Consider the following 22034-nt stretch of genomic DNA (forward strand, 5'->3'; position numbering starts at 1 on the left):
TTAAAGACTTTAACATTATGTTTTTAAATATCATTTTGACTTTAAAAGTCAAATATAAATTCAATTCTTTTATTGAACTTATATTTGATTTTTTTATCAAACTTTTTAACTTGATCTGTTCTTAATAGATGGTGGAGATAAGCGGGATCGAACCGCTGACCTCCTGCGTGCAAGGCAGGCGCTCTCCCAGCTGAGCTATATCCCCACATACTAATCAGATTATTATATGGTGGGCCTACCAGGACTTGAACCTGGGACCTCACGATTATCAGTCGAGCGCTCTAGCCAGCTGAGCTATAGGCCCTTTCTTCACCTATTATTGAAATAATCTTTATAAACCGAACATGATAAACTTGCTATCTTTGATAGCTTTGGAAGTTAGAAACGAATCCAACTTCTCTTCTCTGAAAGGAGGTGATCCAACCGCAGGTTCTCCTACGGTTACCTTGTTACGACTTCACCCCAGTCGCTGAATCCACTGTGGAGGGTAGCTACTTTAGCATCCCCGCTTCGAATGAGTTCAACTCCCATGGTGTGACGGGCGGTGAGTACAAGACCCGGGAACGTATTCACCGTAGCATTGCTGATCTACGATTACTAGCGATTCCAACTTCAAGTAGTCGAGTTGCAGACTACTATCCGAACTGGGAGGCATTTTTGAGATTTGCTCCACCTCGCGGTATCGCTGCTCTTTGTATGCCCCATTGTAGCACGTGTGTAGCCCTGGACGTAAGGGCCATGATGACTTGACGTCGTCCACACCTTCCTCCTACTTGCGTAGGCAGTCTCGTTAGAGTTCTCAGCCGAACTGTTAGCAACTAACGACGTGGGTTGCGCTCGTTGCGGGACTTAACCCAACATCTCACGACACGAGCTGACGACAGCCGTGCAGCACCTGTCCTACAGTTTCTGCAAGCAGACACCAATCTATCTCTAGAAAGTTCTGTAAATGTCAAGTCCAGGTAAGGTTCTTCGCGTATCGTCGAATTAAACCACATGCTCCACCGCTTGTGCGGGTCCCCGTCTATTCCTTTGAGTTTTAATCTTGCGACCGTACTCCCCAGGCGGTACACTTAATGTGTTAACTGCATTACTGCAATGTCTAGCATCGCAACAACTAGTGTACATCGTTTAGGGCGTGGACTACCAGGGTATCTAATCCTGTTTGCTCCCCACGCTTTCGCGTCTCAGCGTCAATAATGTTCCAGTAGATCGCCTTCGCAATCGGTATTCCTTCTGATCTCTACGGATTTTACCCCTACACCAGAAATTCCATCTACCTCTCCCATATTCTAGATAGACAGTTTCAAAAGCAGTTCTATGGTTGAGCCATAGGATTTCACTTCTGACTTATCTATCCGCCTACACGCTCTTTACGCCCAGTGATTCCGAGTAACGCTTGCACCCTCCGTATTACCGCGGCTGCTGGCACGGAGTTAGCCGGTGCTTATTCATATAGTACCGTCATTATCTTCCTATATAAAAGGAGTTTACGCTCCGAAAAGTGTCATCCTCCACGCGGCGTTGCTGCATCAGAGTTTCCTCCATTGTGCAATATTCCCCACTGCTGCCTCCCGTAGGAGTCTGGACCGTGTCTCAGTTCCAGTGTGACTGATCATCCTCTCAAACCAGTTAGGCGTCATTGACTTGGTGAGCCATTACCTCACCAACTATCTGATACCATACAGTCCCATCCTCTAGCACTAAAGCGTTTCCCCAGCATACTTTTGTATTATGGGCATATAGGGCATTAGCAGACGTTTCCATCTGTTATTCCTTTCTAGAGGGCAGGTTAACTATACATTACTCACCCGTGCGCCACTTAGCTGACAACTTAAGCAAGCTTAAGTCCGTTCTCGTTCGACTTGCATGTGTTAGGCACGCCGCCAGCGTTCACTCTGAGCCAGGATCAAACTCTCCATAATAAAAAATTTGATTCTCTGACTTATATTTTATTACTTATGTAACAAATATTAAATCTCATTTGTAAAGCTTAGCTTTATGTTTCTAAAATAGACAAGGATATAATTTACTTATATTCTTGTTGTTATATTTTTGTTTATCATATTCGGTTTATAAAGATTATATTCTCTTAACAAACCTTCGTTTTTAAAGATCATCCATCTCTTCAAAACTTTGTGTCGTTCCTCTGAAATTGGACGGGAATTATAATAGATTTTTTTAAACTTGTCAAGGGTTTTTACCTTAAATTTAGCTAAATTTTGAAAAAAGTCATTTTTTGTCCTATTTTACATTTTTGTAAGGTTAACTTTATTTTTAACATTAATATATATAGGCATATGTTTATAAGAACTATCTAATTTATAATTTTAAAGTAAATATTAAGTCTAACATTATAAAATGCTACAAAAATATAGAGAAAGGACGAAAATGTATAACAGAGATTATCTTTCACAAGAAACATCTCAGTACAAAACTTCTGTTGATTCATCAAGAGCAGGTTTAATGAGCTTCTTAAAAGCGACATATCAATTATTCGCAGGTTCACTGTTAGCAGCTACCGCTGGAGCTTATATCGGTCTTGATATGGTTTCAACAATTGCAAGTTGGTATTGGGGACTAGTAATTTTAGAATTTGTTTTATTATTTGCATTATTTGCAGTAAAAAATAAACCAGGAATTAACTTAGCAGTATTATTTGGATTTACTTTTATGAGTGGTTTAACAATTACTCCATTATTAAGTACAATCTTAGCGATGCCTGCAGGTGCATCAATTGTTGCTCAAGCATTTTTAATGACTTCAGTTGCATTTGGTGGGATTTCAATGTTTGCAATGACTACAAAAAGAGATTTTTCTTCAATGGGTAAAATGCTTTTTATAGCACTAATTATCCTTATTGTAGGTTCAATTTCAAACATCTTTTTCCAATCACCACTATTACAATTAGGAATTGCAGGTGTTGGTGCGTTGTTATTCTCAGCGTTTATCCTTTACGATACACAACAAATTATAAAAGGTGGTTTTGAAACTCCAATTGAAGCAGCAATTGCTTTATATTTAGATTTCTTTAACCTTTTTGTTTCACTATTACAAATTTTTGGTATATTAAATAGTGATGATTAATAAATAGCTTCCAAAAGGAAGCTATTTTACTTTTAAAATGACTGACAAAAAAACTCTCAGACTTATTGACGCAAATTTAAATCGCCTTAGGGAAGGAATTCGTGTTGTTGAAGATATATTTAGATATGTTTATGACAACAAAGATGTATCCTCTAAACTAAAAGAATTAAGACACTTATCTAGACTTGAAAACTATACTGAGATACTTGAAACTAGAGATATTCAAAATGATGTTTTAAGAGAATCTATTAAAAGTGAACAAAATAGAAGTGATTTATACTCTATCTTAATTGCTAATTTTAAAAGAGCTCAAGAGAGTGCAAGAGTGCTTGAAGAGTTTTGTAAACTAATATCTATAAAAGATAGTGAAAACTTTAAATATATAAGATATGAACTTTATAATTTAGAAATAGTCTTAACAAAAATAACTTCAAACTCTAAATAATTTAAAGTATATTCTTTATATAATTTCTTTGCGCTTTTAAAATCTAAGCTCTCACTTCCACCACTAACTCCAGATTTTTTTATATAATCAAATAAATCTTTTTTATTATCAAACTCTAAATTATAAGTAAATACTTCAAATTCACATTCAAAATATTTAGAGAAAGAGTTTTTAATCTCCTCTAATGATAAGATAGGAGATTTTTGATTTGTAATTTGCTGAATTGTTTTAAAAGTGTTAGATGTAAATAGTACAGCATCAATTTTTTCTGTTGTGTCACTAAGCTTTTTTACAAGTTTAGATAAATTTTTAGACCACTGCATAGCTGAAGAGGAAACAATATTATCAAACTTCTTGCCATCTAAAAAATCAAAAAATTCTTGCGAATCAAAATCATAACAAAAAACTTCAAGGTTATCTTGTTTTGGATGAAGTTCACACATAGATTTAGAAAAATCTATTGCAGTATAAGAATCAAACTTCCAATTTATATATTTAAATATTTGACCTGAACCACAGCCTACTTCTAATATATTTTTAGGATTGTTTTTTATATCTCTTACTAGAGCTTTTGCTGCAATTTGTTGGATTATATTAAAGTTATTATAATCATTTGCATATTGTGAGAATTGTGTTTCTACAGACATGCGCGCATTTTAACTTTATTTTAATAAATTTTAGATAAAATATGTACCATTTTTTTAAAAGGAAAACTATAATGACATCTACACTATTAATAGTACAATTTGTTTTAGCAATTATAATTACTATAACTATTCTATTACAAAAGAGCTCAAGTATTGGTTTGGGAGCATATAGTGGAACTAATGACTCTTTATTTGGAGCAAAAGGACCAGGTAACTTTTTAACTAAAGCAACTATGGTTTTAGGCCTACTATTTGTTATAAATACTATTACATTGGGATACCTGTACAATCAAAACAAATTAGAAAGTGCTATTGACAATGTAAAGACTGATACATTAATTCCAGCTACACCAAAAGAGACTACAGCCCCTGCTGCACCCACAGCACCTGTTGTTCCAGCTGAACCTACAAGTAAGTAATAAATTATGAAGTATTTATCAATACTTCTTTCAAAAACTTATACTTGTGATATAGAAAATTTTTATATCACAAGTAAAACTTCACTTTTAAACTATATCATAAATGTTAATAATGGTATAATTTTTCAAAATAAAAGCTACTAAAAATAAACAAGGAGAATACATGTTAGAAGAAATCTATTCAGAAACAAAAGACCATATGGAAAAATCTCTTGAAGCATTAAAAAGAGATTATAAAACATTAAGAACAGGGAAAGTAAGTACTACTATTTTAGATGGTATTAAAGTTAATTATTATGGAACACCTACTGATTTAAATCAAGTTGGTTCTGTATTAGCTTCAGATGCAACTACTATTGTTGTAAACCCTTGGGAAAAAAATCTTTTAGGTGATGTTGAGCAGGCAATTAATGCTGCAAATATTGGTGTAAATCCAAATAATGATGGTGAAGTTATAAAACTATTTTTTCCACCTATGACTGTTGAGCAAAGAGAAGAGAGTGCTAAACAAGCAAAAGGTATGACTGATGATGCAAAAGTTGCAATCAGAAATGTGAGAAAACACTCAAATGATAAAGTAAAAAAACTTCACAAAGATAAAGAGATTACTGATGATGAAAATAAAAAAGCATTAGATGAAATCCAAAAAATCACTGACTCATATGTTGCAAAAGCAGATGAAACACTAAAAACAAAAGAAAAAGAAATTTTAACGGTATAATTATGAACGTAGAACAAATATATAAAGATGCTGATGCTTTACTTGAAGGTCACTTCAAGCTTAGTTCAGGGAATCATTCACAATTTTATTTACAGTCAGCAAAAGTTTTAGAAGATCCAAAAACTGCGAAGCTATTAGCAGAAGAGCTTGCAAAACAAATCAAAGAATCAGATATTAAAATTGATGCTGTTTGTTCTCCTGCACTTGGTGGACTTATTGCAGGGTTTGCATTAGCAACTGCACTTGATGTAAGATTTATTTTTGCAGAAAGAGTTGATGGTGAGATGACGATTAGAAGAGGTTTTGAGGTTCAAGAAGGTGAGAACTACGTTATTTGTGAAGATATTATCACAACAGGTGGTTCTGCACTTGAAGCTGCAAAACAAGTTGAAGCTACTGGTGGGAATATCGTAGCATACGCTGCGTTAGCAAACAGAGGTTTCTGTTCAAGAGTTGGTAGTGATATCCAAGCAAAAGATAATTGTAAACTACCATTAGATAAACCATTATTTGCTTTAGAAGACTTTACTTTTGAAATGTATTCTCCAGAAGATTGTCCTTTATGTAAAGATGGTAGCGTAGCTTATAAACCAGGAAGTAGAGGAAACTAATCTACTATGAGCAGATGGAGAGATATTAAACAAGGGAATATAAAAGAGGAAAAAACTTCTGAGATACCTAAAGATGACTCTTTAACATCTGCTTCTATTCCATCAAGAATTAAAGCATTTTTAGTTGATATGTTTATGATTATGATGCCTATTATGTATGTAACAACATATTTAATTATGGATGGAAAAGATGATTTTCAATCAAGCCAAGAAGCTAGATGGATTACAGCTGGTGTTTTTGGATTAATCATTATAATTTTTTGGATAGCAAAGGGTCAAACTCCAGGACTAAAAGCATATTCAATGAAACTTATAGATAATAATACAAAAGAGAAAGTATCTTTAGGTAAAGCAATTCTTAGATACTTTTTATTTTTATTCTCGGCAACTACAATTATACTAGCCTTTATCCCCTTTTTTAGAAAAGATAAAAAAACCATACAAGATATATTGAGCAATAGTACTGTAGTAGAAGCAAAGTAAATGCTTTTTTTTAAACTATCAGCCTTTTATTTTTTTTATTTTGCTGCTGTTGGTGTTTATGTTATTTTTTTACCAAAAGTACTTCATGATTTAGGATACAATGCATTAGAGATTGGATTTGTTTTTGCACTTGCTCCATTAATGCGATTTCTTACACCTTTTTTATTTTTAAAGCAAATAAAATTAAATCAAACAGTTTTTAAAACAGCTTTGATTTTATCTGTTGTTTGTTCTATATCCTTTTATATTACTATTAATAACTTTTATGCCTTTATGATAAACAACGCCATACTTGGAGCTTCCTTATCTCTAATATTACCATACTTAGAAGTTACGGCAATAAAAATATTAGGAAAAGACAAATATGGTAAATCAAGACTATTTGGTTCAATAGGTTTTACAATAATATCATTAATGCTAGGACAATTTTTAACACACCCATATGTAGCTTTACACTACTATCTTACAGTAAATGTATTAACTGTATTATTTGCTTTCTTACTTTTAAGATATGATGATGTTAAGCATGATGAAAGTGTATCAGATGAACCTTTTTCGTTTTTCAAATATTGGCCTTTTTGGATTAGTATCTTTTTTATGCAATTAAGTTTTGGTGGTTTTTATAACTTCTTTACAATCTATGAAACAGATAATGGAATATCTTTAGAGATGACTTCATATATGTGGTCTTTTGGTGTTATTTGTGAAATTGTTTTATTTTATTATCAAGCACCATTATTAAAAAGAAATCTGCTAAATATAATAAAATTTTGTTTAGCTATTACAGTTCTTAGATGGTTTTTACTTTATGCCTATCCGGATAATGTAACACTTGCTTTTTTAACGCAAAGTATTCATGCCTTTTCATTTGGCTTATATCATAGTGCTACAATTATGTTCTTATATACTTTATATGCAAATAAAAAGCTTGCTCAACAGTTTATGTATGGAGTTGCTTATGGACTAGGTGGTTTTATGGGAGCTTTACTTGCAGGATGGTTATATGGTGAGTATCTATTTTTGTATTGTGCTATATTTACTCTTTTGGCTTTTATATTTATATCTAATAAAAAACTTGCGCTTCAGCAGGGCAACTAAAAAGGGAATCTACCCTTTTTAATTTTAAAAAGTATCTTCTAGTATTTCAGAAAATCTTTTCCAAGAAGCTTTATCTGCCTCTTCATGATATTTTTTTGAACCAATTACAGTAAAGGCATGTGGTGCTCCACTATAAGTTAACATCTCATGTTTAATTCCTGTATTCTCCAATTCAACAGCTAAATTTGCAAACTCTTGCATACTAACAACTTTATCAGCTGTTCCATGGAAAACTACGATATCACCTTTTGTTTTTGAATAATCTTGCCCTTTAGGAGTTTGAAGTCCACCATGAAAAGGGATAAATTTTTTAAGCTGTGCTCCTGATCTAGCCATTTCTAAAATAGCTGCTCCACCAAAACAATACCCTATTCCCACTGCATTAGATACATTTAAACCTTGTTTTTTAGCTTCATTAAATCCAGCATCAAGTAAAGTTCTCATTTTAACTCTATCTTTATAAAGTTCAGATGTTAATCTTTTTTTATCATCTATTTTCTCAGGTCTTATGCCTTTTCCATATAAATCAACCGCAAAAGTTGCATAACCCATTTCATTTAACATTTTTGCTCTTTTTACTTCATAATCTGTTAAACCATCCCAATCATGAACTAAAAATACTAATGGGGCATTTTTAGAAGGAGAACTGATATATCCTTCATATTTTTTCCCATCAACTTCATATGTAACAAACTGTTCTGAGGCAAATAAAAAGCCTGAAATAAATGCTAGTAAAGATAAGATTTTTTTCATATTAAGCCTTTAAAGATAATTTTAAAAAATATATTATCAATATAAACTTAACCGCTAATAATCAAAATAAACTAATTTAAACAATATTCATCACTAATAATTTAACATTTTTTTTCTCTTGAATCTCATTTAGTTTTAATCCAGGAATTTGCATATCCATAAACTCACTATGGTTTTGAATATTGTTTTTAGCTATCTCTTGTAAAAGTTTTCCTCTATAAAATTTAGCCCAGTGAGATACCACTTTTCCATCTTTTACAAATTTAAATGTAAGTACATTTGCTTTTTTTACTTTATAAAACTTTTCATAAAATCCTGCTCTTAAATCAATTACTTCTTCACCAATAAAAGCATCTAAGCTTTCAGTAAAGTTATCCATATAAAATTTTTCAACATTGATATTTGGAAGCTTTGCACCTTGTTTATATTTATAATCAGGAATTAAATCTTTTGCTAATATAGGACCAAATAGATTTGAAAATAGTATTACATTTTCATCTATATATTTTTGTTCTACATTTGACAAACTATTATATTCTAAAGCATCAAAAGCAACACCGTTGTATCTATTAATTGCTTTCATAGTTGGTTTTTGTTTTAAGCTTTCTTTGTATTTCTCAACATCATCAAGCTTTTTTAATCCAAACCATTTTGATAACTCTTCAATACTTGAGTTAGCTAATAAATCTTCATATATATTAAAAACATCTTCTCTTTTAGAAAATAGTTCAGGGAAACAAAAATTATCTTTACAAAATGAAGCTTCTTCTCCTCCACTATTTTTTGTTTCAGCAGGAGCTAGTAGTATTTTCATATTAACCTCTTTTTTTATATTTTAAAATAAGTACACTTACAACCATTATTGCAATTAAAATCCAAATAAATCTAATATCAAATTGACCTATAAAGTTTACAATCTCTTGTAAAAATAAACCCCATAAAGTCATAGAAATAATAGTTGCTAAGAAAACGATAAATATAACAGTAAAATGCTTCATTCCAATTAAAAAACCAATAATTGACCCAACAATTGGACCAGTCATCCAAAAAGGAATAAAAACAAAAATAAACAATCCAAGTTTTCCATATTTTATAAATATTTCATTATGCTCTTCTTTCTTTTTTTGCACCCTTGAAAAGAAATCTTCCAATCTTTTTATCTTTAATACCCCATCAAAACTAAATACAAATAGTGAATATATTAAAGTTACAAGTATCATTTCAGCTAAAATATTAAATGCAATTACTTGAAAATGGGATAGATTTGAAGCATAACCAAAAGAGATTGCAGGAACTCTTCCAATAAATAAGTTAGTAAAAATCATTGTCGCAAGTTTACTAGAAGTGGCAGAATCAAAAAAATACATTATAATAAGAAATATACTTGTACTTAAAATCAAAATAATAGAAATGAGTAGAATTACTCCAGCTTTTGTACTAAAAATTTTTTTGATTAACTCTTTATTCAACAAACTCACCACTATGATATAGCCAAAGATTATTTACCTTTACAAATTTACTTTTTTCTATAAAAGATACATCTATCGCTCCTTGAAATAGTGTTGCTTTAAAAGTAACATAAGCTAAATCATCTGTTTCTTCAAAATTTAAAACTTCTAAACCTTTAAACTCAGTATGATCAAAAAAATCATGTATAGACTTTTTCCATTCTTCAGTATCAGTTGTAAAATCTTTATTGTCTCTGTGGGTTGTATTAATTATATACTCTGAATCATTTGCAGCATAGGCACTATATCTTGATTTCATTAATTCAAGTGCATTATTTGGGTTTTCTCCAAAATGAAAAACTCTACAACATTTTTTATATTTTTTTTGACTTCCACATGGGCAAAATGAATTTCCAGAAATTTTCATAGTTACAACCTATTTAGATTTTTCTTTTATTATAGCAAAAAGTTTTATAAGAGATGATATTTAGTTAAATAAACTAAATATCATCAAAGTTTTAATTTTTGTTTTGTTCTTTTATTTTAGATATTAATTTAGGACCAAAACCTTTAATTGTAGATAGATCATCTATACTATTAATTTTTGTATTTTTTCTATACTCAATAATAGCCTCTGCTTTTTTTTCTCCAATTCCCTTAATTGCCATTAATTCCTCTTTTGATGCAGTATTAAAATCAACTGCTGAAAAAAGTAATGTCGACAAAAACAAAATACTTAAAACAAGTTTCTTAATCATATTCGCTCCTTTTAAAATAATAAATAACATTATATATTAATAATATTTACAAAATTCTTTAGCAATTCTTTATTTATAAAGAATTTTATTATTTAGTTCTAATAACAATTATTATAAAATTTGTATAAAATTTAAAAGGTTAAAGATGGATAGTATAAATATCCCTTTAGAACTAGTTTCGAATATCTTATCAATTCTTATATTATTGGGGATTTTCTTTAGATATTATCAATATAAAAAAAAGTTAGATGTTCTAAAAGCTTTGGATGATTTAAAAAATAAAAATCAATTAACACTTGAGGATAAAGAGTTTATAAACAAAAACTACAAAGATTATTCAGTACTATTACAAAGAGATGAAGATAGATTAAAATTATTTTATCCTATATTTATTCTTATTGCTGGTGTATTACTTGCATTTTTATCTTTCCAAGAAGCAATGATACATATAAACGTAATAGTAGTTGCTTATATCTACTTACAAGTGAATAAAATCCATGTAAGAAATTTTGTTAACTTTTTAAAAGAATTAAAAAATGAGAATGAAAAGGACTGATATGCTTTTTGATATATTTGGGAAAAGAGAAAGTAAAGTAGAATTTGTTGATAAAAAAAAGATAAAAACAAAAACTAACGAAGATAAAGAAGAAACTAAAAAACAAAATATTGTGGAGAAAGAAACCAAAAAAAATGATTCTTCATTTGTTATTGAAAATGAACAAGTTACAAAAAAAGTTAAAACAAAAGAGGAAGACTCAATTATTGAAGAATGTACTGCCATAGGATTAGATACAAAAGATGATGTTAGAAGAGCTAGTAAAGGTTTTTTTAATAGTCGAAATGAAAAAAAAGCAGATGCATATAGAAAATTCCAAGCATATACTTCTACAATAACAGAACAAGAAAAAAGAAAAATAAAAAATCTAAGTTTTTTAGAGTTTAAAGAGAAAGAAAATCAAATATATACAACTCTTAGAAACGGTTTTGGACAATTTCTTTCTAAAGGTGCACATTTAGATGAAAGAACTAGAGAAATAATAGGATTTATTTTTGGAGATATAAACAAACTTCCATCAAAAGGTCATAGATATTGGTATTTTAAACTATATATTTGGCAAAGAAGAGAAGAGTTAGATTAAGTCGTTTAATCTATCTCCATTATCATTTTTTATAACTTCAAAATCACATTTATATAAGGGATTTGATTTTAGAAAATCTATACAATCATAAATTGTCTTCTCTGGATCCTTTGCATATAAATAAAACTGCATCATCCCTTCACATATATCTACAGCTAAAAGAGCCGAACTATTTTCCTCTTCTAAAGCTTCTAAATGATTGTTTTCAAATACTGTAAAAAAAGCTATACAAGCTGGATCAGGGAACATAATATCATCAGCTGCATGAAATTCATGTTTTATTAGTACTAAATGGGGAAACTCATCCATTGTTTGAGGTAAATCTATATCATCTCTTACTCTTAACATTTGATTTAAATTTCCTGTATTTTCTAGGTACCATTTTTCTTCCATATCTTCTCCTACCAAACTATTGGTTCTTTGCCAATACTTTCTAATATCTTATTTGTCTCACTAAAATGTTTACAACCAAAGAAACCCCTATATGAAGATAAAGGGCTTGGATGTGGTGCTGTTAAAATATGATGTTTCTTTTCATCAATAAGTTTTGTCTTTGCAATTGCCGGACCACCCCAAAGTATGAATATAATATTTTCACAGTTTTTAGAGATATATTTAATAATATTGTCTGTAAATGTTTCCCACCCTAACTTGTGATGAGACTTAGGCTTTCCCTCCTCAACTGTTAAAATAGCATTTAAAAGTAAAACTCCTTGTTTTGCCCAAGGTGTCAAATCTCCATCTTGACACAAAGAGGGCTTACCTAAATCACTTTGAATCTCTTTTAAAATATTTTGCATAGAGGGTGGATTTTTTATCTCTTTTGGAGTAGAAAAAGAAAAACCTTGGGCTTGACCTTTTCCATGATATGGATCTTGTCCTAAAATCACAACTTTTAAATCTTTTAAAGGGGTTTTTGAAAAAGCATTAAATATCAAATCTTTTGGAGGGAAAACAGTTGCTTCTAAATATCTCTTATCTATCTCTTTTTTTAATGAAATAAAATACTCTTTATTTCTCTGTTCATCTATTATCTCATCCCATGAATTCATCGCTAACCTTAAATAAAAAATTCTATTCATTATTTATTAATAAAAATTTCAATACTATACCATAAGTTTAAAAACAAAGGTTTAAAATGAAAGCTTTTTTGATAGGTATAGGAGTTATAATCCTTGCTTTTTTAGCACTAATATTTACAAATATAAATAATGTACCAACATTGGATGAAAATGTAAAAGCAAAATGGTCACAAGTACAAAATCAATATAAAAGAAGAGCTGATTTAATACCAAATTTAGTTTCTACAGTAAAAGGTTACGCAGAGCATGAAAAATCAACTTTAACAGAAGTAACAAATGCAAGAGCAAATGTAGGAAAACTAAATCTAACACCTGAAATGTTATCAAATCCAGCTTTATTTAATCAATTTGAGAAAGCTCAAGGAGCATTAAGTTCTGCACTATCAAGACTTATGTTAGTTGTTGAAAAATATCCTGATTTAAAAGCAAATAAAAATTTTATAGCCTTACAATCTCAACTTGAAGGAACTGAAAATAGAATTGCAGTTGCTAGAAAAGATTATATTGAAACTGTAAGAGTGTATAACTTAGAACTTAGAACTTTTCCTGGGAAAATTATTGCTTCAATTTTTTATCCAGAAGCTAAAATAAAAGAAACATTTACAGCAACACAACAAGAACAAGAAGCACCAAAAGTTCAATTCTAATATGAAAAAATTTTTATTTCTAATATTAACTATACTATTTGTGCAAAATATACTTTTTGCACAAATTGAATTTCCCCAATTAACAGGAAGAATAGTTGATGAGGCTAATATTTTATCTACAGATAAAAAAGAAGCTCTTATAAATATTTTAGAAAAAAATGAAAAACAAACCTCAAATCAAATTGTAGTTGTAATCCTAAAATCTTTAAATGGTTATGATATTGCAGATTATGGATATCAACTTGGAAGATACTGGAAAATTGGACAAAAAGAGAAAAACAACGGAGTATTATTAATAGTCTCAATGGCAGAAAAAAAACTCCGAATTGAAGTTGGTTATGGTTTAGAAGGGGTTTTAACTGATAAAATTTCCCATGAGATTATAGAATATATAATAAAACCAGAGTTTAGAAAGGCCAACTTCTACAAAGGGATTCATAAAGGCATAAACTCTATAATTGAAGCCACAAAAGGTGAATATAAAGCTGAAAATTACAATATCCCAAGTGAAAATAATATAAACTGGTTTTTTCTATATTTTGCACTGATATTTGTGTCACCAATATTAGCAACATTTAGTAAAGCACTTAAAAGCCAAACACTTCTTAAAATATTTCGTTCATCAATGCTAGGTGGATTTGCAGGGGCATTTTCAGTTGTATTTTTTAACAGCTTTATTATCTCCTTCATCATTTTTCTAATAATCTCAATAATAATATTCATAAACACTAAAAAAGTATCATTTGATAACCATTCCAACTCTTCTTATAATTCTAATTCAGGTGGTTTTTATACAGGAAGTACAGGTGGATTTGGTGGAGGATTTTCTTCTGGTGGATTCAGCGGTGGCGGTGGAAGTTTTGGTGGCGGTGGAGCTAGTGGAGGATGGTAATGTATTTAAATATAAATGAGAAAGAACAAATTCAAGAAGAGATTAAAAATCTTGAGAAAAAAAGTTCAGCAGAACTTGTAGCTGTTATTACTAAATATTCATCTTCATATAGATTTGAAATATTGGTATTTTCACTATTGATTTCTACACTTATATCTATTGTTTTACTTTTTACAGATACAAGTACAATCAAATTTTTTCAAATACAAGTATTAACTTTTTTTGCTTTATACTTTTGTATAAGTAATTTTAAAAAGATACTTCTTCTTTTTCTTCCTAAAAAATACAAATATGAAAAAGCCTCAATCAATGCAAAAAAAGAGTTTTATAATTTAGGAATAAAAGATACAAAAACAAAACAAGGAATTATGTTTTATGTATCAATTGAAGAAAAATATGTTGAGATTATTACAGATACTGGAATTAAATCAAAAATCTCTGATAATTATTGGCAAGATATTGTAAATGAATTTATCAAAGATGTTAAAAATAATCAATTTTCAAAAGGTTATAAAAAAGCAATTAAAGAGTGTAGTGATACATTGATCAAAAACTTTCCAATCCAAGAAAATGATGAAAATGAATTAAGCAATGAAGTAATAGAGCTTTAAATTGAGAACATATATAAAGGTTATAATTGCCTCATTTTTAGTGATTTTAGGTTGTTTAGGCTTAGGTAGATTTGCTTTTGGAATGGTTCTTCCAAATATGCAAGAGAGTCTACTTTTAAATACCACTCAAATTGGTTTTATAGGTACAGCAAATTTTCTTGGTTATTTAGCTGGAATCTTTTTCGCAAACTCTTTATATACAAAATATAATACTCACAAACTAATCTTTAATACCATGCTATTACAAGCCTTTTCAATGGGTGTAATGATACTTTTTACAAACTACTTGATTTTATCTTTATTATATTCCCTTAGTGGATTTTTTTGTGCTATTGTAAATATATCAATTATGGCTCATATATCAAATATCGTTCCTAAAAATATAAGAGGAAAAGTTTTAGGTATAGTTGTAAGTGGAAGTGGTATTGCAATAGTTTTGTCAGGACAAATAGTTCCTTTTGTAGAAACTATAACTTTAGAAACTCCATGGAAAACTTCATGGCTGATTTTTTCTAGTTTGATAGTAATACTGGCTTTTTTATGTCAACCAGGTATAAAAAAACATACAAAACATGAGATGCCAGAGATGAAATTCTCCTCAAATAAATATTTCTTTATCCCTTCATTTTGGAAGATTGGGATTTTATATATGATATTTGGATTAACTTATTCTATTTTTGTAACATATTTTGTTAAAGCTGTTATTGAGAAGTATAATATTTCTACCTCTTTATCTGGTGATTTTTGGACAATTTTAGGATTAGCTAGTATATTCTCAGGCTTATTGTTTGGAATGGTAGCAGATAAAATTGGACCTTATAAAACTTTGATTTTTGTATACTTTCTTCAAACCATTGCCCACTTTACTCTAACTCAAGATTTAAGTAGTTATGCTATTTGGATATCTACAATAGTATTTGGTATCTCTATTTGGAGTATCCCTTCACTTATTGTATTATTAACTTCTGTACATTTTGATGTGAAAAGAACTTCTCAAATCTTATCTTTAGTCACTATTATTTTTGCTTTATGCCAAGCCATAGGATCAGTTGCGGCAGGTTATATATATGACAAAACTAATAGTTTCTCAACAATATTTATGATAACATCATCTTTTACATTATTGGCTACAATATTATCAATTATATTTTCAAAACAGCCAATTAAAAAAATTCATTAGGAAAAAATATGTCAAATAAAGCAGTTATTTTTGATATGGATGGTACATTATTAGATTCTTTAAAAGATATTGGAATATGTACAAATATAGTATTGGAGGAGTTTAACCTTCCAACCCATAAACTTGAAAATTATAAAGATTTTGTAGGTGGTGGGGCAATGGTATTACTAGAGAATTCTACCCCAGATGATATCTCAAAAGAGACTCTTGATAAATTATTTAATAGATTTATTGAAGTATATGAAATGAGTGTAAAAGATGAAACTAAACCCTATGAAGGGATTGACGAACTTCTAAAAGCTCTTCAAAAAAGAAACATCAAAATGGGAATTTTATCAAATAAGCTTCACAAATTGACTGTAAAATATTATGAAAAATTTTTCATTGAATATAATATGAGTGAAGTTCATGGGCAAAAAGAAAATATACCTAAAAAACCCGATCCTATAGTAGCAATTAAAATTGCTGAAAATTTAGGTTTAGAGTGTAAAGATATACTTTTTGTAGGTGATAGTGATGTGGATATTCTCACAGCTAAAAATGCAGGGATGATAGCTGTGGGAGTATCTTGGGGATTTAGAGGAGTTGATGAACTTATAGAACATGGCGCAGACTATATTGTTAAAACTCCTCAAGATATTTTAGAACTTTTGAAGTAAAAACTTACTCTGGTTTCTTATATCCAAGTTTTGTCATAACATCCATTGGACTTAAATCATATTGTTCACAAACACTTTTAAATTTATCATCAGCTTGGGCTTTTATACCTAAACTATCAAGTTTTTCAATAAATTCATTAGTTGAAAGTTTCAAAGTTGAAGCTACTTCTGTAACAGATTTTCTACCCAAACCTGTTAATTCAATAGTTTCAACTCCAGCTTTTTTAAAACTATTCTTTAATAACAAATAGATAAATTGAGGACTTACTTCATTTTGTTCTCCAATTTGAGCCAAACTTTGAGAAGTTTCATATTTGATATTATTTGATTTAAGTATTTTCTCACTCATTTGTAAATCAAAACCTAATTTTTTTGTAAAATTTACAAAAGAAGAAAGCTCTGCATGGGAATATGGTGCAGTACCATAATCTTTTTCCCAAGAATTTTTTATCTCATCTCCAAAATCAAGAAAATTTGAAAAAGGTGAAAAACTAAAAAGTGTACCAAGTAAAAATACAAAAACTAAAATAGAAGCAACAATCATATCTTTTGTGAAAAATACCATCTGCTTAGTTTTGTTTTTTAAATAGCTTGTTATTGGTTTCCAATTATAAAATACATGCAGTAGTGTCATAACTATAAATAAAACCATAAAAGTACTATGAATAGCTGCATATTGTTCTTTAGAAAGTCCTAATAAGTGCCAATTTGCCCAATTTGCAATTCTTCCTGGAGGTGCAAGAAACAGCATTATTCCTGAATAGGTCATTATTATCATTACTAACATCATTGTAAGGGAAGTTATCTTTTTGAGATTCATAATAAATCCTTTTATATTTATTACAAATTTTATCTTATTATTGCTGTATTATAAAAGATATTTTGAGTTTTTTTTATAATTTCTAATTATAAAATTAAGGTAGAGATTCTACCTTAATTATTTTACTTCTAGTTCAAAGAATTTTTCATTTATTTTTTGGTATTCGGCAACTGAACATGTGATTTTGTGAGCATTTTGATAATCTTTGAAATACTCTAAAAATAGTTTCTTAAGTTCAGTAATATTTGCTGTTCTAAAAATAAAGTATCCCAATACATCTTTACTTCTTGAACCTGCTTTTTCTATTCCAAAACTATCAAACTTCCAGTCTACACCTTTTGAATAGAAAAAAACCTCTTCTATTCTAGCTTCTAATTCTTCCCTTACTCCATTATGATACTCTTTTAAATGGATATAAAAAGCTACATTTACATTATATTTTTCTTGAACTAATTTTTTTCCAAACTTAGTACTTGGTGTTTCCACTATTTCTTTGTTATCCATCACTCATCCTATTAAAGTTAATTTTGTAATTATAATAAATATCGATAAAGAGAAGCTAAAAAATAAGATACTGAAGGAAAAAAGTTTGAATAATTTTTTCAAAATATAATATTTTCTTATGTTTAATATAGTTAAGTTATAAGTTATTATTAAGTTTTTACTAATAAGTTTTAATTATAATAATCTGACAATTTTTGAAGGAGACTATATGAATATTAAGGGTATTGTATTAGCATTTTTATTAGGAGCAACAAGTTCATTATTAGCAAGTGATTTTGTAAATTATAATGACTTGTCTAAAAAGTTAAAAGCTGAAGAGAAAAAAGCTGGAAACTATGCAACTACAGATGAAGTAAAAAAAGCATTAACAGCAAAAGATTGGTTAGTTGCTGATGTAAGAACTATGGAAGAGTGGTCTGGAGCTCATATCAAAGGGAGTGTAAGAGTTGGAAGACAAGCACCTGAAAAAGGTCTTGAACTATTTGCATTAGATGATGATGAAAACTTTGTAAAACCAAATCTTATTGTTGTATGTAATTCAGCTGCTAGAGCTTCAATAGAAGCACAGATATTTAAACAAATGGGATTTAAGACAGTTAAAATTTATGATTTATATTCATGGATAGATGAATGTAATCCTGTAGTTACAAAATATACTGTAAAAAAAGACAAAAGTGGTACTGGTCTTAAATTTGGTAACTTTTACGCAGAACACTGTAAAAAATAGTTAGTTCTTGTATAAAAAGAGAAGAAGGGTCTCTTTTTATACTTTTAATTTATTTGTTCTATGATTTATCATTTTATTTCTAGCAACTTCTCGCATATCTACATTTGAATCTAATTCATCTACAATTTCTATGCCAAGTAATGTTTCCATAGCATCTTCTAGTGTAACTACACCTTCTGTTTGACCATAATTATCATATACAATAAAAAGATGTTCTTTTTTTTCTAAAAACATATCAATAAGTTTAGAAATAGGTACATTTTCATTTACACCATTTACTTTTTTTATAATCTGACTTTTATCTTCAAGTTTATTTTCAATCATTTCATGAAATAGTTCTTTTGATATAACTAAACCTTTTATGTCATCTATGCTCTCACCATAAACAGGTACTCTTGAGTATTCTTTGAACTTTTCAATATTTAATGAAGAGTAGTTTTCAAAGGAAGCTAAGAATTCATCTTTTTGAACACAAAACATAACACTTCTTGGTGTCAAAATATCTTTTACTCTAATATTATGAAGTTGTAAAAGGTTTTCAATAATAGAACTCTCTTTTTCTCTTAGAATCCCCTCTTCTTCTGCAATATTTGCAGTTGCTATGATCTCTTCTTTTGTAATCTTTTCACTTTTATTTGGAGCTATTAAAATAGTGATTTTATTTAATACTATTAATAAAGGATAAGTGATTATAGTCAAACCTTTTATAACTCTTGTGGAAAATCCTGCTAACTCTTTCCAATAAAAAGCACCCAGTGTTTTTGGTATAATCTCAGAGAATACAAGTATTAAAATAGTAAGTATGGCAGAGATATAAAACATATATTCTTCACCAAAAAGCTTTGCAGCTTCAGCTCCAACTCCTGCTGCACCTAATGTATGTGCAAAAGTATTTAGTGTCAAAATTGCAGCTATTGAAAAATCAACATTTTTCTTTTGAGACTCCATTAAAGTCCCTAATTTAAAGTTTTTTTCTTTTGTTAGTTCAATATGAGAAGCTGAGATAGACAATAAAACTGCTTCTAATATTGAACATAAAAAAGAAACACCTACAGCAATAAAAAAATAAAGAAGCATTAACATTATAATTCCTAAATCGATTTGAGTTAGTTTACAATATTATAATTTAATTATTGTCCTATCTTTTATCTATATGATTTCTACAATCAATACAATATTTTGCATAAGGTTTTACTCTTAGTCTTTTCATACCTATTTCAGAATCACACATTTCACAAATTCCAGTAAATAACCCTTTATTGATTTTCATAAGTGCATAATTAATCAATTCTAACTCTTCAGCTTGCTGATTTTTTATGTGAATATCATTGTAATAATCTCTACTTGCAGCTGCAAAATCTGCATCATCATTTAGATCCATACTACTTAAATCATCTTGTGAACTTGATATACCTTTTAGATTGTTTTCAATCTTTTCTTTACTATTAATTAGTAGTTGATATATCTCATCTATCTGTTTTTGATTTAGCTCTTTAGCCATAATATTTTCCTAGATTTTTTTGCGGAATAGTATCACAATGCAACTTAGTTGCATTTTAAATAACTTAAAAATATCTAATATCCCACTTTTTAAACAAGAGTTTCATTTTTTCAATACTGCTAATAAGTTATAATGATTTAAAAAAGAATAATGATGAATACAAATGATTTGATGAATATAGCTTTAGATTTAGCAAAGCTAGATGAGATACCTTATGACTCAGGAATAATAGTTGAAGGTGAAAATATAAAAAAAGTACTTATTGGTATAGATATGGAAACTCCTGAACTACTTTTAGCAAAAGAGTTAGGATATGACTGCGTAGTAAGTCACCACCCAAAAGCTGATTCTTGTGTGGTTGATTTTGCAAAAGTTATGGATGTACAAATAGATAGAATGGTAAAAGCTGGAGTTCCTATAAACAAAGCTCAAAAAGCTCTAAGAGGAAGACAAGCAAGTATTGATTTGGGAAGACACGCTTCAAACTACGACAAAGTAAGTTCAGCTGCAAGACTTATGAATCTTCCATATCTAAATATCCATATTCCAGCAGATTTTATAACAGAAGAGATAGTTCAAACAAGATTAGATAAAGCTTTTGATAACAAAGCAAAAACAACTCTAAAAGATATAATAGAAGAGTTAAACTCATGGGAATACTACCAAGGCAAAGTTGCCAAACCTCTTATAAGAGTTGGTTCAGATAACGACTATGCAGGGAAAATAGAAGTTCTTATGGCAGGTGGAACAAATGGTGGAGTTGATGTTTATAAATCTTATTTTGAAGCAGGTGTAGGAACTATAGTTGCTATGCATGTACCAGAAGATGTACAACAAGCAGTGATAGAACAAAACATAGGAAATATAATCATAGCTCCACATATGCCAAGTGATAGTATAGGTTTACTTGAGATTGTAAAAGCTTGGAGAAAAGCTGGGTTTGAAGTTACTTGTATGAGTGGGATTGTAGAATAATATAATTTAATTAATTATCTTAAGAACTTATTTGATACACTTTTTGACAAAATTTTCTTTTTAAACTATAATACTTTTAAAAGTACTATTAAGGATACTATTATGATAATCAATGCAAATGATGTGAAAACAAAAGGTGTATCAATGTTTTCAAAACTATTTGAAACTGTTGATGAACTTATCATAAATGTTCGAGGTAAAAACAAATATGTAGTTCTAGATATAGAAAGATATAAAGAACTTCGAGAAGTTGAGCTTGATTTAGCATATATAAAATCGATGCAAGATATAGAAAAAGGAAATTTTAAATCTCAAAGTGCCAAAGAGCATATTGAAGAGTTAAAAAATGAACTATGAGTTAATAATCACAGAGGAATATAAAAAGAGATTAAAAAAGTTTTTAAAAAAACATCCCAATATGTTTGAAAGATACGCAAAATCTATTTTTATCTTAGAAAAAGACCCTTATCACCCTAGTTTAAGACTTCATAAACTAAAAGGAAAACTCACAGATTTTTATTCAATCTCAATAAATATGGAATATAGAATGATTATTGATTTTATCATAAAAGATAATCAAATAATTCCTATAGATATAGGAACTCATGATGAAGTTTATTAATAAAGTAATAAGATGAATATAGAATATAGATTTTTGCAAAAGGCTATTGAGGATAAAAATTTTGTTTGTTTTTCTTGTGAAAGGAAATCATATAAGAGAGTTAAGCCTTTGAAGATTTTTGAAAATAAAGTCACTTGTGATGTTGGAAATTTTGAAGTTAAAATGATTAAGAAATTAACTGTTTTGAAAGAGAGGTTTTAGAAAT

At 29.3% G+C, this 22034-nt stretch carries 31 protein-coding genes, 2 tRNA genes and 1 rRNA gene; 19 read left to right on the forward strand and 15 right to left on the reverse strand.

The genetic code is table 11. The annotated features are described in order from the left end of the window. Positions 1–129: 129 nt before the first annotated feature. From ACKU3H_RS02895 to ACKU3H_RS02905, 3 genes are all read right to left on the reverse strand, one after another. Positions 130–205: transfer RNA gene (locus ACKU3H_RS02895), tRNA-Ala, on the reverse strand. A gap of 22 nt (positions 206–227) precedes the next feature. Continuing rightward, a tRNA-Ile gene (locus ACKU3H_RS02900) sits at positions 228–304 on the reverse strand. A gap of 103 nt (positions 305–407) precedes the next feature. Then, positions 408–1925 (reverse strand): 16S ribosomal RNA (locus ACKU3H_RS02905). Between the two features lie 466 nt (positions 1926–2391). Between ACKU3H_RS02905 and ACKU3H_RS02910 the strand changes: the two genes are divergently transcribed. Together ACKU3H_RS02910 and ACKU3H_RS02915 are read left to right on the forward strand one after the other, a co-directional pair. Further along, positions 2392–3087, forward strand: a complete 696-nt coding sequence (locus ACKU3H_RS02910; RefSeq protein ID WP_320035474.1) for a Bax inhibitor-1/YccA family protein — start codon at positions 2392–2394, stop codon at positions 3085–3087. 37 nt (positions 3088–3124) lie between these two features. Further along, a complete protein-coding gene (locus ACKU3H_RS02915) occupies positions 3125–3532 on the forward strand; it encodes a thiamine-phosphate pyrophosphorylase (RefSeq protein ID WP_320035475.1) in 408 nt (135 codons plus the stop codon). On the opposite strand, the gene ACKU3H_RS02920 is transcribed toward ACKU3H_RS02915, so the two are convergent. Then, the gene (locus tag ACKU3H_RS02920; RefSeq protein WP_320035476.1) at positions 3484–4179 is read right to left on the reverse strand and encodes a methyltransferase; all 696 of its coding nucleotides are present in this window, start codon (positions 4177–4179) and stop codon (positions 3484–3486) included. The two genes, ACKU3H_RS02915 and ACKU3H_RS02920, sit on opposite strands and share 49 nt — an antisense overlap. 71 nt (positions 4180–4250) lie before the next feature. Here ACKU3H_RS02920 and secG point away from each other — a divergent pair, with 71 nt between their 5' ends. The 5 genes from secG (at position 4251) to ACKU3H_RS02945 (ending at position 7511) form a co-directional block, all read left to right on the forward strand. Continuing rightward, on the forward strand, positions 4251–4598 hold the full coding sequence (gene secG, locus ACKU3H_RS02925; protein ID WP_320035477.1) for a preprotein translocase subunit SecG: 348 nt from the start codon (positions 4251–4253) through the stop codon (positions 4596–4598). A gap of 163 nt (positions 4599–4761) precedes the next feature. Next, the gene (frr, locus tag ACKU3H_RS02930; protein ID WP_320035478.1) at positions 4762–5319 is read left to right on the forward strand and encodes a ribosome recycling factor; all 558 of its coding nucleotides are present in this window, start codon (positions 4762–4764) and stop codon (positions 5317–5319) included. Positions 5320–5321: 2 nt separating this feature from the next. After that, the gene (gene pyrE, locus ACKU3H_RS02935) at positions 5322–5930 is read left to right on the forward strand and encodes an orotate phosphoribosyltransferase (protein WP_320035479.1); all 609 of its coding nucleotides are present in this window, start codon (positions 5322–5324) and stop codon (positions 5928–5930) included. A gap of 6 nt (positions 5931–5936) precedes the next feature. Further along, positions 5937–6413, forward strand: a complete 477-nt coding sequence (locus ACKU3H_RS02940; RefSeq protein ID WP_320035480.1) for an RDD family protein — start codon at positions 5937–5939, stop codon at positions 6411–6413. Then, positions 6414–7511: an MFS transporter gene (locus tag ACKU3H_RS02945; RefSeq protein WP_320035481.1), complete on the forward strand. Its 1098-nt coding sequence runs from the start codon at positions 6414–6416 to the stop codon at positions 7509–7511. Positions 7512–7535: 24 nt separating this feature from the next. On the opposite strand, the gene ACKU3H_RS02950 is transcribed toward ACKU3H_RS02945, so the two are convergent. The 5 genes from ACKU3H_RS02950 to ACKU3H_RS02970 form a co-directional block, all read right to left on the reverse strand. Further along, positions 7536–8264, reverse strand: coding sequence for a dienelactone hydrolase family protein (locus ACKU3H_RS02950; protein ID WP_320035482.1), 729 nt, complete (start codon positions 8262–8264; stop codon positions 7536–7538). A gap of 76 nt (positions 8265–8340) precedes the next feature. Then, positions 8341–9078, reverse strand: coding sequence for a YaaA family protein (locus ACKU3H_RS02955; protein ID WP_320035483.1), 738 nt, complete (start codon positions 9076–9078; stop codon positions 8341–8343). Position 9079: 1 nt separating this feature from the next. Continuing rightward, the gene (locus tag ACKU3H_RS02960) at positions 9080–9733 is read right to left on the reverse strand and encodes a small multi-drug export protein (protein ID WP_320035484.1); all 654 of its coding nucleotides are present in this window, start codon (positions 9731–9733) and stop codon (positions 9080–9082) included. Further along, positions 9726–10139 (reverse strand): YchJ family metal-binding protein, encoded by a 414-nt coding sequence (locus tag ACKU3H_RS02965; RefSeq protein WP_320035485.1) that lies wholly within the window; start codon positions 10137–10139, stop codon positions 9726–9728. The genes ACKU3H_RS02960 and ACKU3H_RS02965 overlap by 8 nt, the downstream gene beginning before the upstream one ends. Before the next feature lie 91 nt (positions 10140–10230). Then, entirely contained in the window at positions 10231–10470 is a 240-nt protein-coding gene (locus ACKU3H_RS02970) for a ComEA family DNA-binding protein (RefSeq protein WP_407933676.1), read from the reverse strand. Between the two features lie 145 nt (positions 10471–10615). Here ACKU3H_RS02970 and ACKU3H_RS02975 point away from each other — a divergent pair, with 145 nt between their 5' ends. Together ACKU3H_RS02975 and ACKU3H_RS02980 are read left to right on the forward strand one after the other, a co-directional pair. After that, complete coding sequence (locus ACKU3H_RS02975) at positions 10616–11026, forward strand: hypothetical protein (protein WP_320035486.1); 411 nt, start codon at positions 10616–10618, stop codon at positions 11024–11026. 1 nt (position 11027) lies between these two features. After that, a complete protein-coding gene (locus ACKU3H_RS02980; RefSeq protein ID WP_320035487.1) occupies positions 11028–11609 on the forward strand; it encodes a hypothetical protein in 582 nt (193 codons plus the stop codon). On the opposite strand, the gene ACKU3H_RS02985 is transcribed toward ACKU3H_RS02980, so the two are convergent. Together ACKU3H_RS02985 and ung are read right to left on the reverse strand one after the other, a co-directional pair. Continuing rightward, on the reverse strand, positions 11601–12002 hold the full coding sequence (locus ACKU3H_RS02985; protein ID WP_320035488.1) for a DUF695 domain-containing protein: 402 nt from the start codon (positions 12000–12002) through the stop codon (positions 11601–11603). The genes ACKU3H_RS02980 and ACKU3H_RS02985 overlap by 9 nt on opposite strands. A gap of 8 nt (positions 12003–12010) precedes the next feature. Beyond that, on the reverse strand, positions 12011–12661 hold the full coding sequence (gene ung, locus ACKU3H_RS02990; RefSeq protein WP_320035489.1) for a uracil-DNA glycosylase: 651 nt from the start codon (positions 12659–12661) through the stop codon (positions 12011–12013). A gap of 86 nt (positions 12662–12747) precedes the next feature. Between ung and ACKU3H_RS02995 the strand changes: the two genes are divergently transcribed. The 5 genes from ACKU3H_RS02995 to ACKU3H_RS03015 are packed head-to-tail and all read left to right on the forward strand — an operon-like array spanning position 12748 to position 16680. Then, positions 12748–13338, forward strand: a complete 591-nt coding sequence (locus tag ACKU3H_RS02995; protein ID WP_320035490.1) for a LemA family protein — start codon at positions 12748–12750, stop codon at positions 13336–13338. A gap of 1 nt (position 13339) precedes the next feature. Then, on the forward strand, positions 13340–14230 hold the full coding sequence (locus ACKU3H_RS03000) for a TPM domain-containing protein (protein ID WP_320035491.1): 891 nt from the start codon (positions 13340–13342) through the stop codon (positions 14228–14230). Next, entirely contained in the window at positions 14230–14841 is a 612-nt protein-coding gene (locus ACKU3H_RS03005) for a TPM domain-containing protein (RefSeq protein ID WP_320035492.1), read from the forward strand. Before ACKU3H_RS03000 ends, ACKU3H_RS03005 begins: the two co-directional genes overlap by 1 nt. A 1-nt stretch (position 14842) precedes the next feature. After that, the gene (locus ACKU3H_RS03010; protein WP_320035493.1) at positions 14843–16021 is read left to right on the forward strand and encodes a YbfB/YjiJ family MFS transporter; all 1179 of its coding nucleotides are present in this window, start codon (positions 14843–14845) and stop codon (positions 16019–16021) included. 8 nt (positions 16022–16029) lie between these two features. Beyond that, on the forward strand, positions 16030–16680 hold the full coding sequence (locus tag ACKU3H_RS03015; protein WP_320035494.1) for an HAD family hydrolase: 651 nt from the start codon (positions 16030–16032) through the stop codon (positions 16678–16680). Positions 16681–16684: 4 nt separating this feature from the next. Here ACKU3H_RS03015 and ACKU3H_RS03020 read toward each other — a convergent pair whose 3' ends face one another. Further along, complete coding sequence (locus ACKU3H_RS03020) at positions 16685–17500, reverse strand: DUF4405 domain-containing protein (protein ID WP_320035495.1); 816 nt, start codon at positions 17498–17500, stop codon at positions 16685–16687. 117 nt (positions 17501–17617) lie between these two features. Then, positions 17618–18004 (reverse strand): hypothetical protein, encoded by a 387-nt coding sequence (locus ACKU3H_RS03025; protein WP_320035496.1) that lies wholly within the window; start codon positions 18002–18004, stop codon positions 17618–17620. A 208-nt stretch (positions 18005–18212) separates the two neighbouring features. Here ACKU3H_RS03025 and ACKU3H_RS03030 point away from each other — a divergent pair, with 208 nt between their 5' ends. Then, positions 18213–18731, forward strand: coding sequence for a rhodanese-like domain-containing protein (locus ACKU3H_RS03030; RefSeq protein WP_320035497.1), 519 nt, complete (start codon positions 18213–18215; stop codon positions 18729–18731). Between the two features lie 36 nt (positions 18732–18767). Here the strand turns inward: ACKU3H_RS03030 and ACKU3H_RS03035 are convergent, their stop codons facing one another. Continuing rightward, positions 18768–19814 carry a CNNM domain-containing protein gene (locus ACKU3H_RS03035; RefSeq protein WP_320035498.1) on the reverse strand — a complete coding sequence of 349 codons (1047 nt, stop codon included), beginning with the start codon at positions 19812–19814 and terminating at the stop codon, positions 18768–18770. A gap of 55 nt (positions 19815–19869) precedes the next feature. Continuing rightward, positions 19870–20232, reverse strand: coding sequence for an RNA polymerase-binding protein DksA (dksA, locus tag ACKU3H_RS03040; protein WP_320035499.1), 363 nt, complete (start codon positions 20230–20232; stop codon positions 19870–19872). 153 nt (positions 20233–20385) lie between these two features. Between dksA and ACKU3H_RS03045 the strand changes: the two genes are divergently transcribed. The 4 genes from ACKU3H_RS03045 to ACKU3H_RS03060 all read left to right on the forward strand — a co-directional run bounded on the left by ACKU3H_RS03045 (position 20386) and on the right by ACKU3H_RS03060 (position 22030). Then, positions 20386–21207, forward strand: coding sequence for a hypothetical protein (locus tag ACKU3H_RS03045; protein ID WP_320035500.1), 822 nt, complete (start codon positions 20386–20388; stop codon positions 21205–21207). Between the two features lie 102 nt (positions 21208–21309). Beyond that, complete coding sequence (locus ACKU3H_RS03050; protein WP_320035501.1) at positions 21310–21564, forward strand: prevent-host-death protein; 255 nt, start codon at positions 21310–21312, stop codon at positions 21562–21564. Next, complete coding sequence (locus tag ACKU3H_RS03055) at positions 21554–21829, forward strand: type II toxin-antitoxin system mRNA interferase toxin, RelE/StbE family (RefSeq protein WP_320035502.1); 276 nt, start codon at positions 21554–21556, stop codon at positions 21827–21829. The genes ACKU3H_RS03050 and ACKU3H_RS03055 overlap by 11 nt, the downstream gene beginning before the upstream one ends. A gap of 12 nt (positions 21830–21841) precedes the next feature. After that, positions 21842–22030 carry a hypothetical protein gene (locus tag ACKU3H_RS03060; RefSeq protein ID WP_320035503.1) on the forward strand — a complete coding sequence of 63 codons (189 nt, stop codon included), beginning with the start codon at positions 21842–21844 and terminating at the stop codon, positions 22028–22030. Positions 22031–22034 lie beyond the last annotated feature (4 nt).

Origin of the sequence: Halarcobacter sp., from assembly GCF_963675975.1 — a bacterium.
In the GTDB taxonomy this organism is placed as follows: domain Bacteria; phylum Campylobacterota; class Campylobacteria; order Campylobacterales; family Arcobacteraceae; genus Halarcobacter.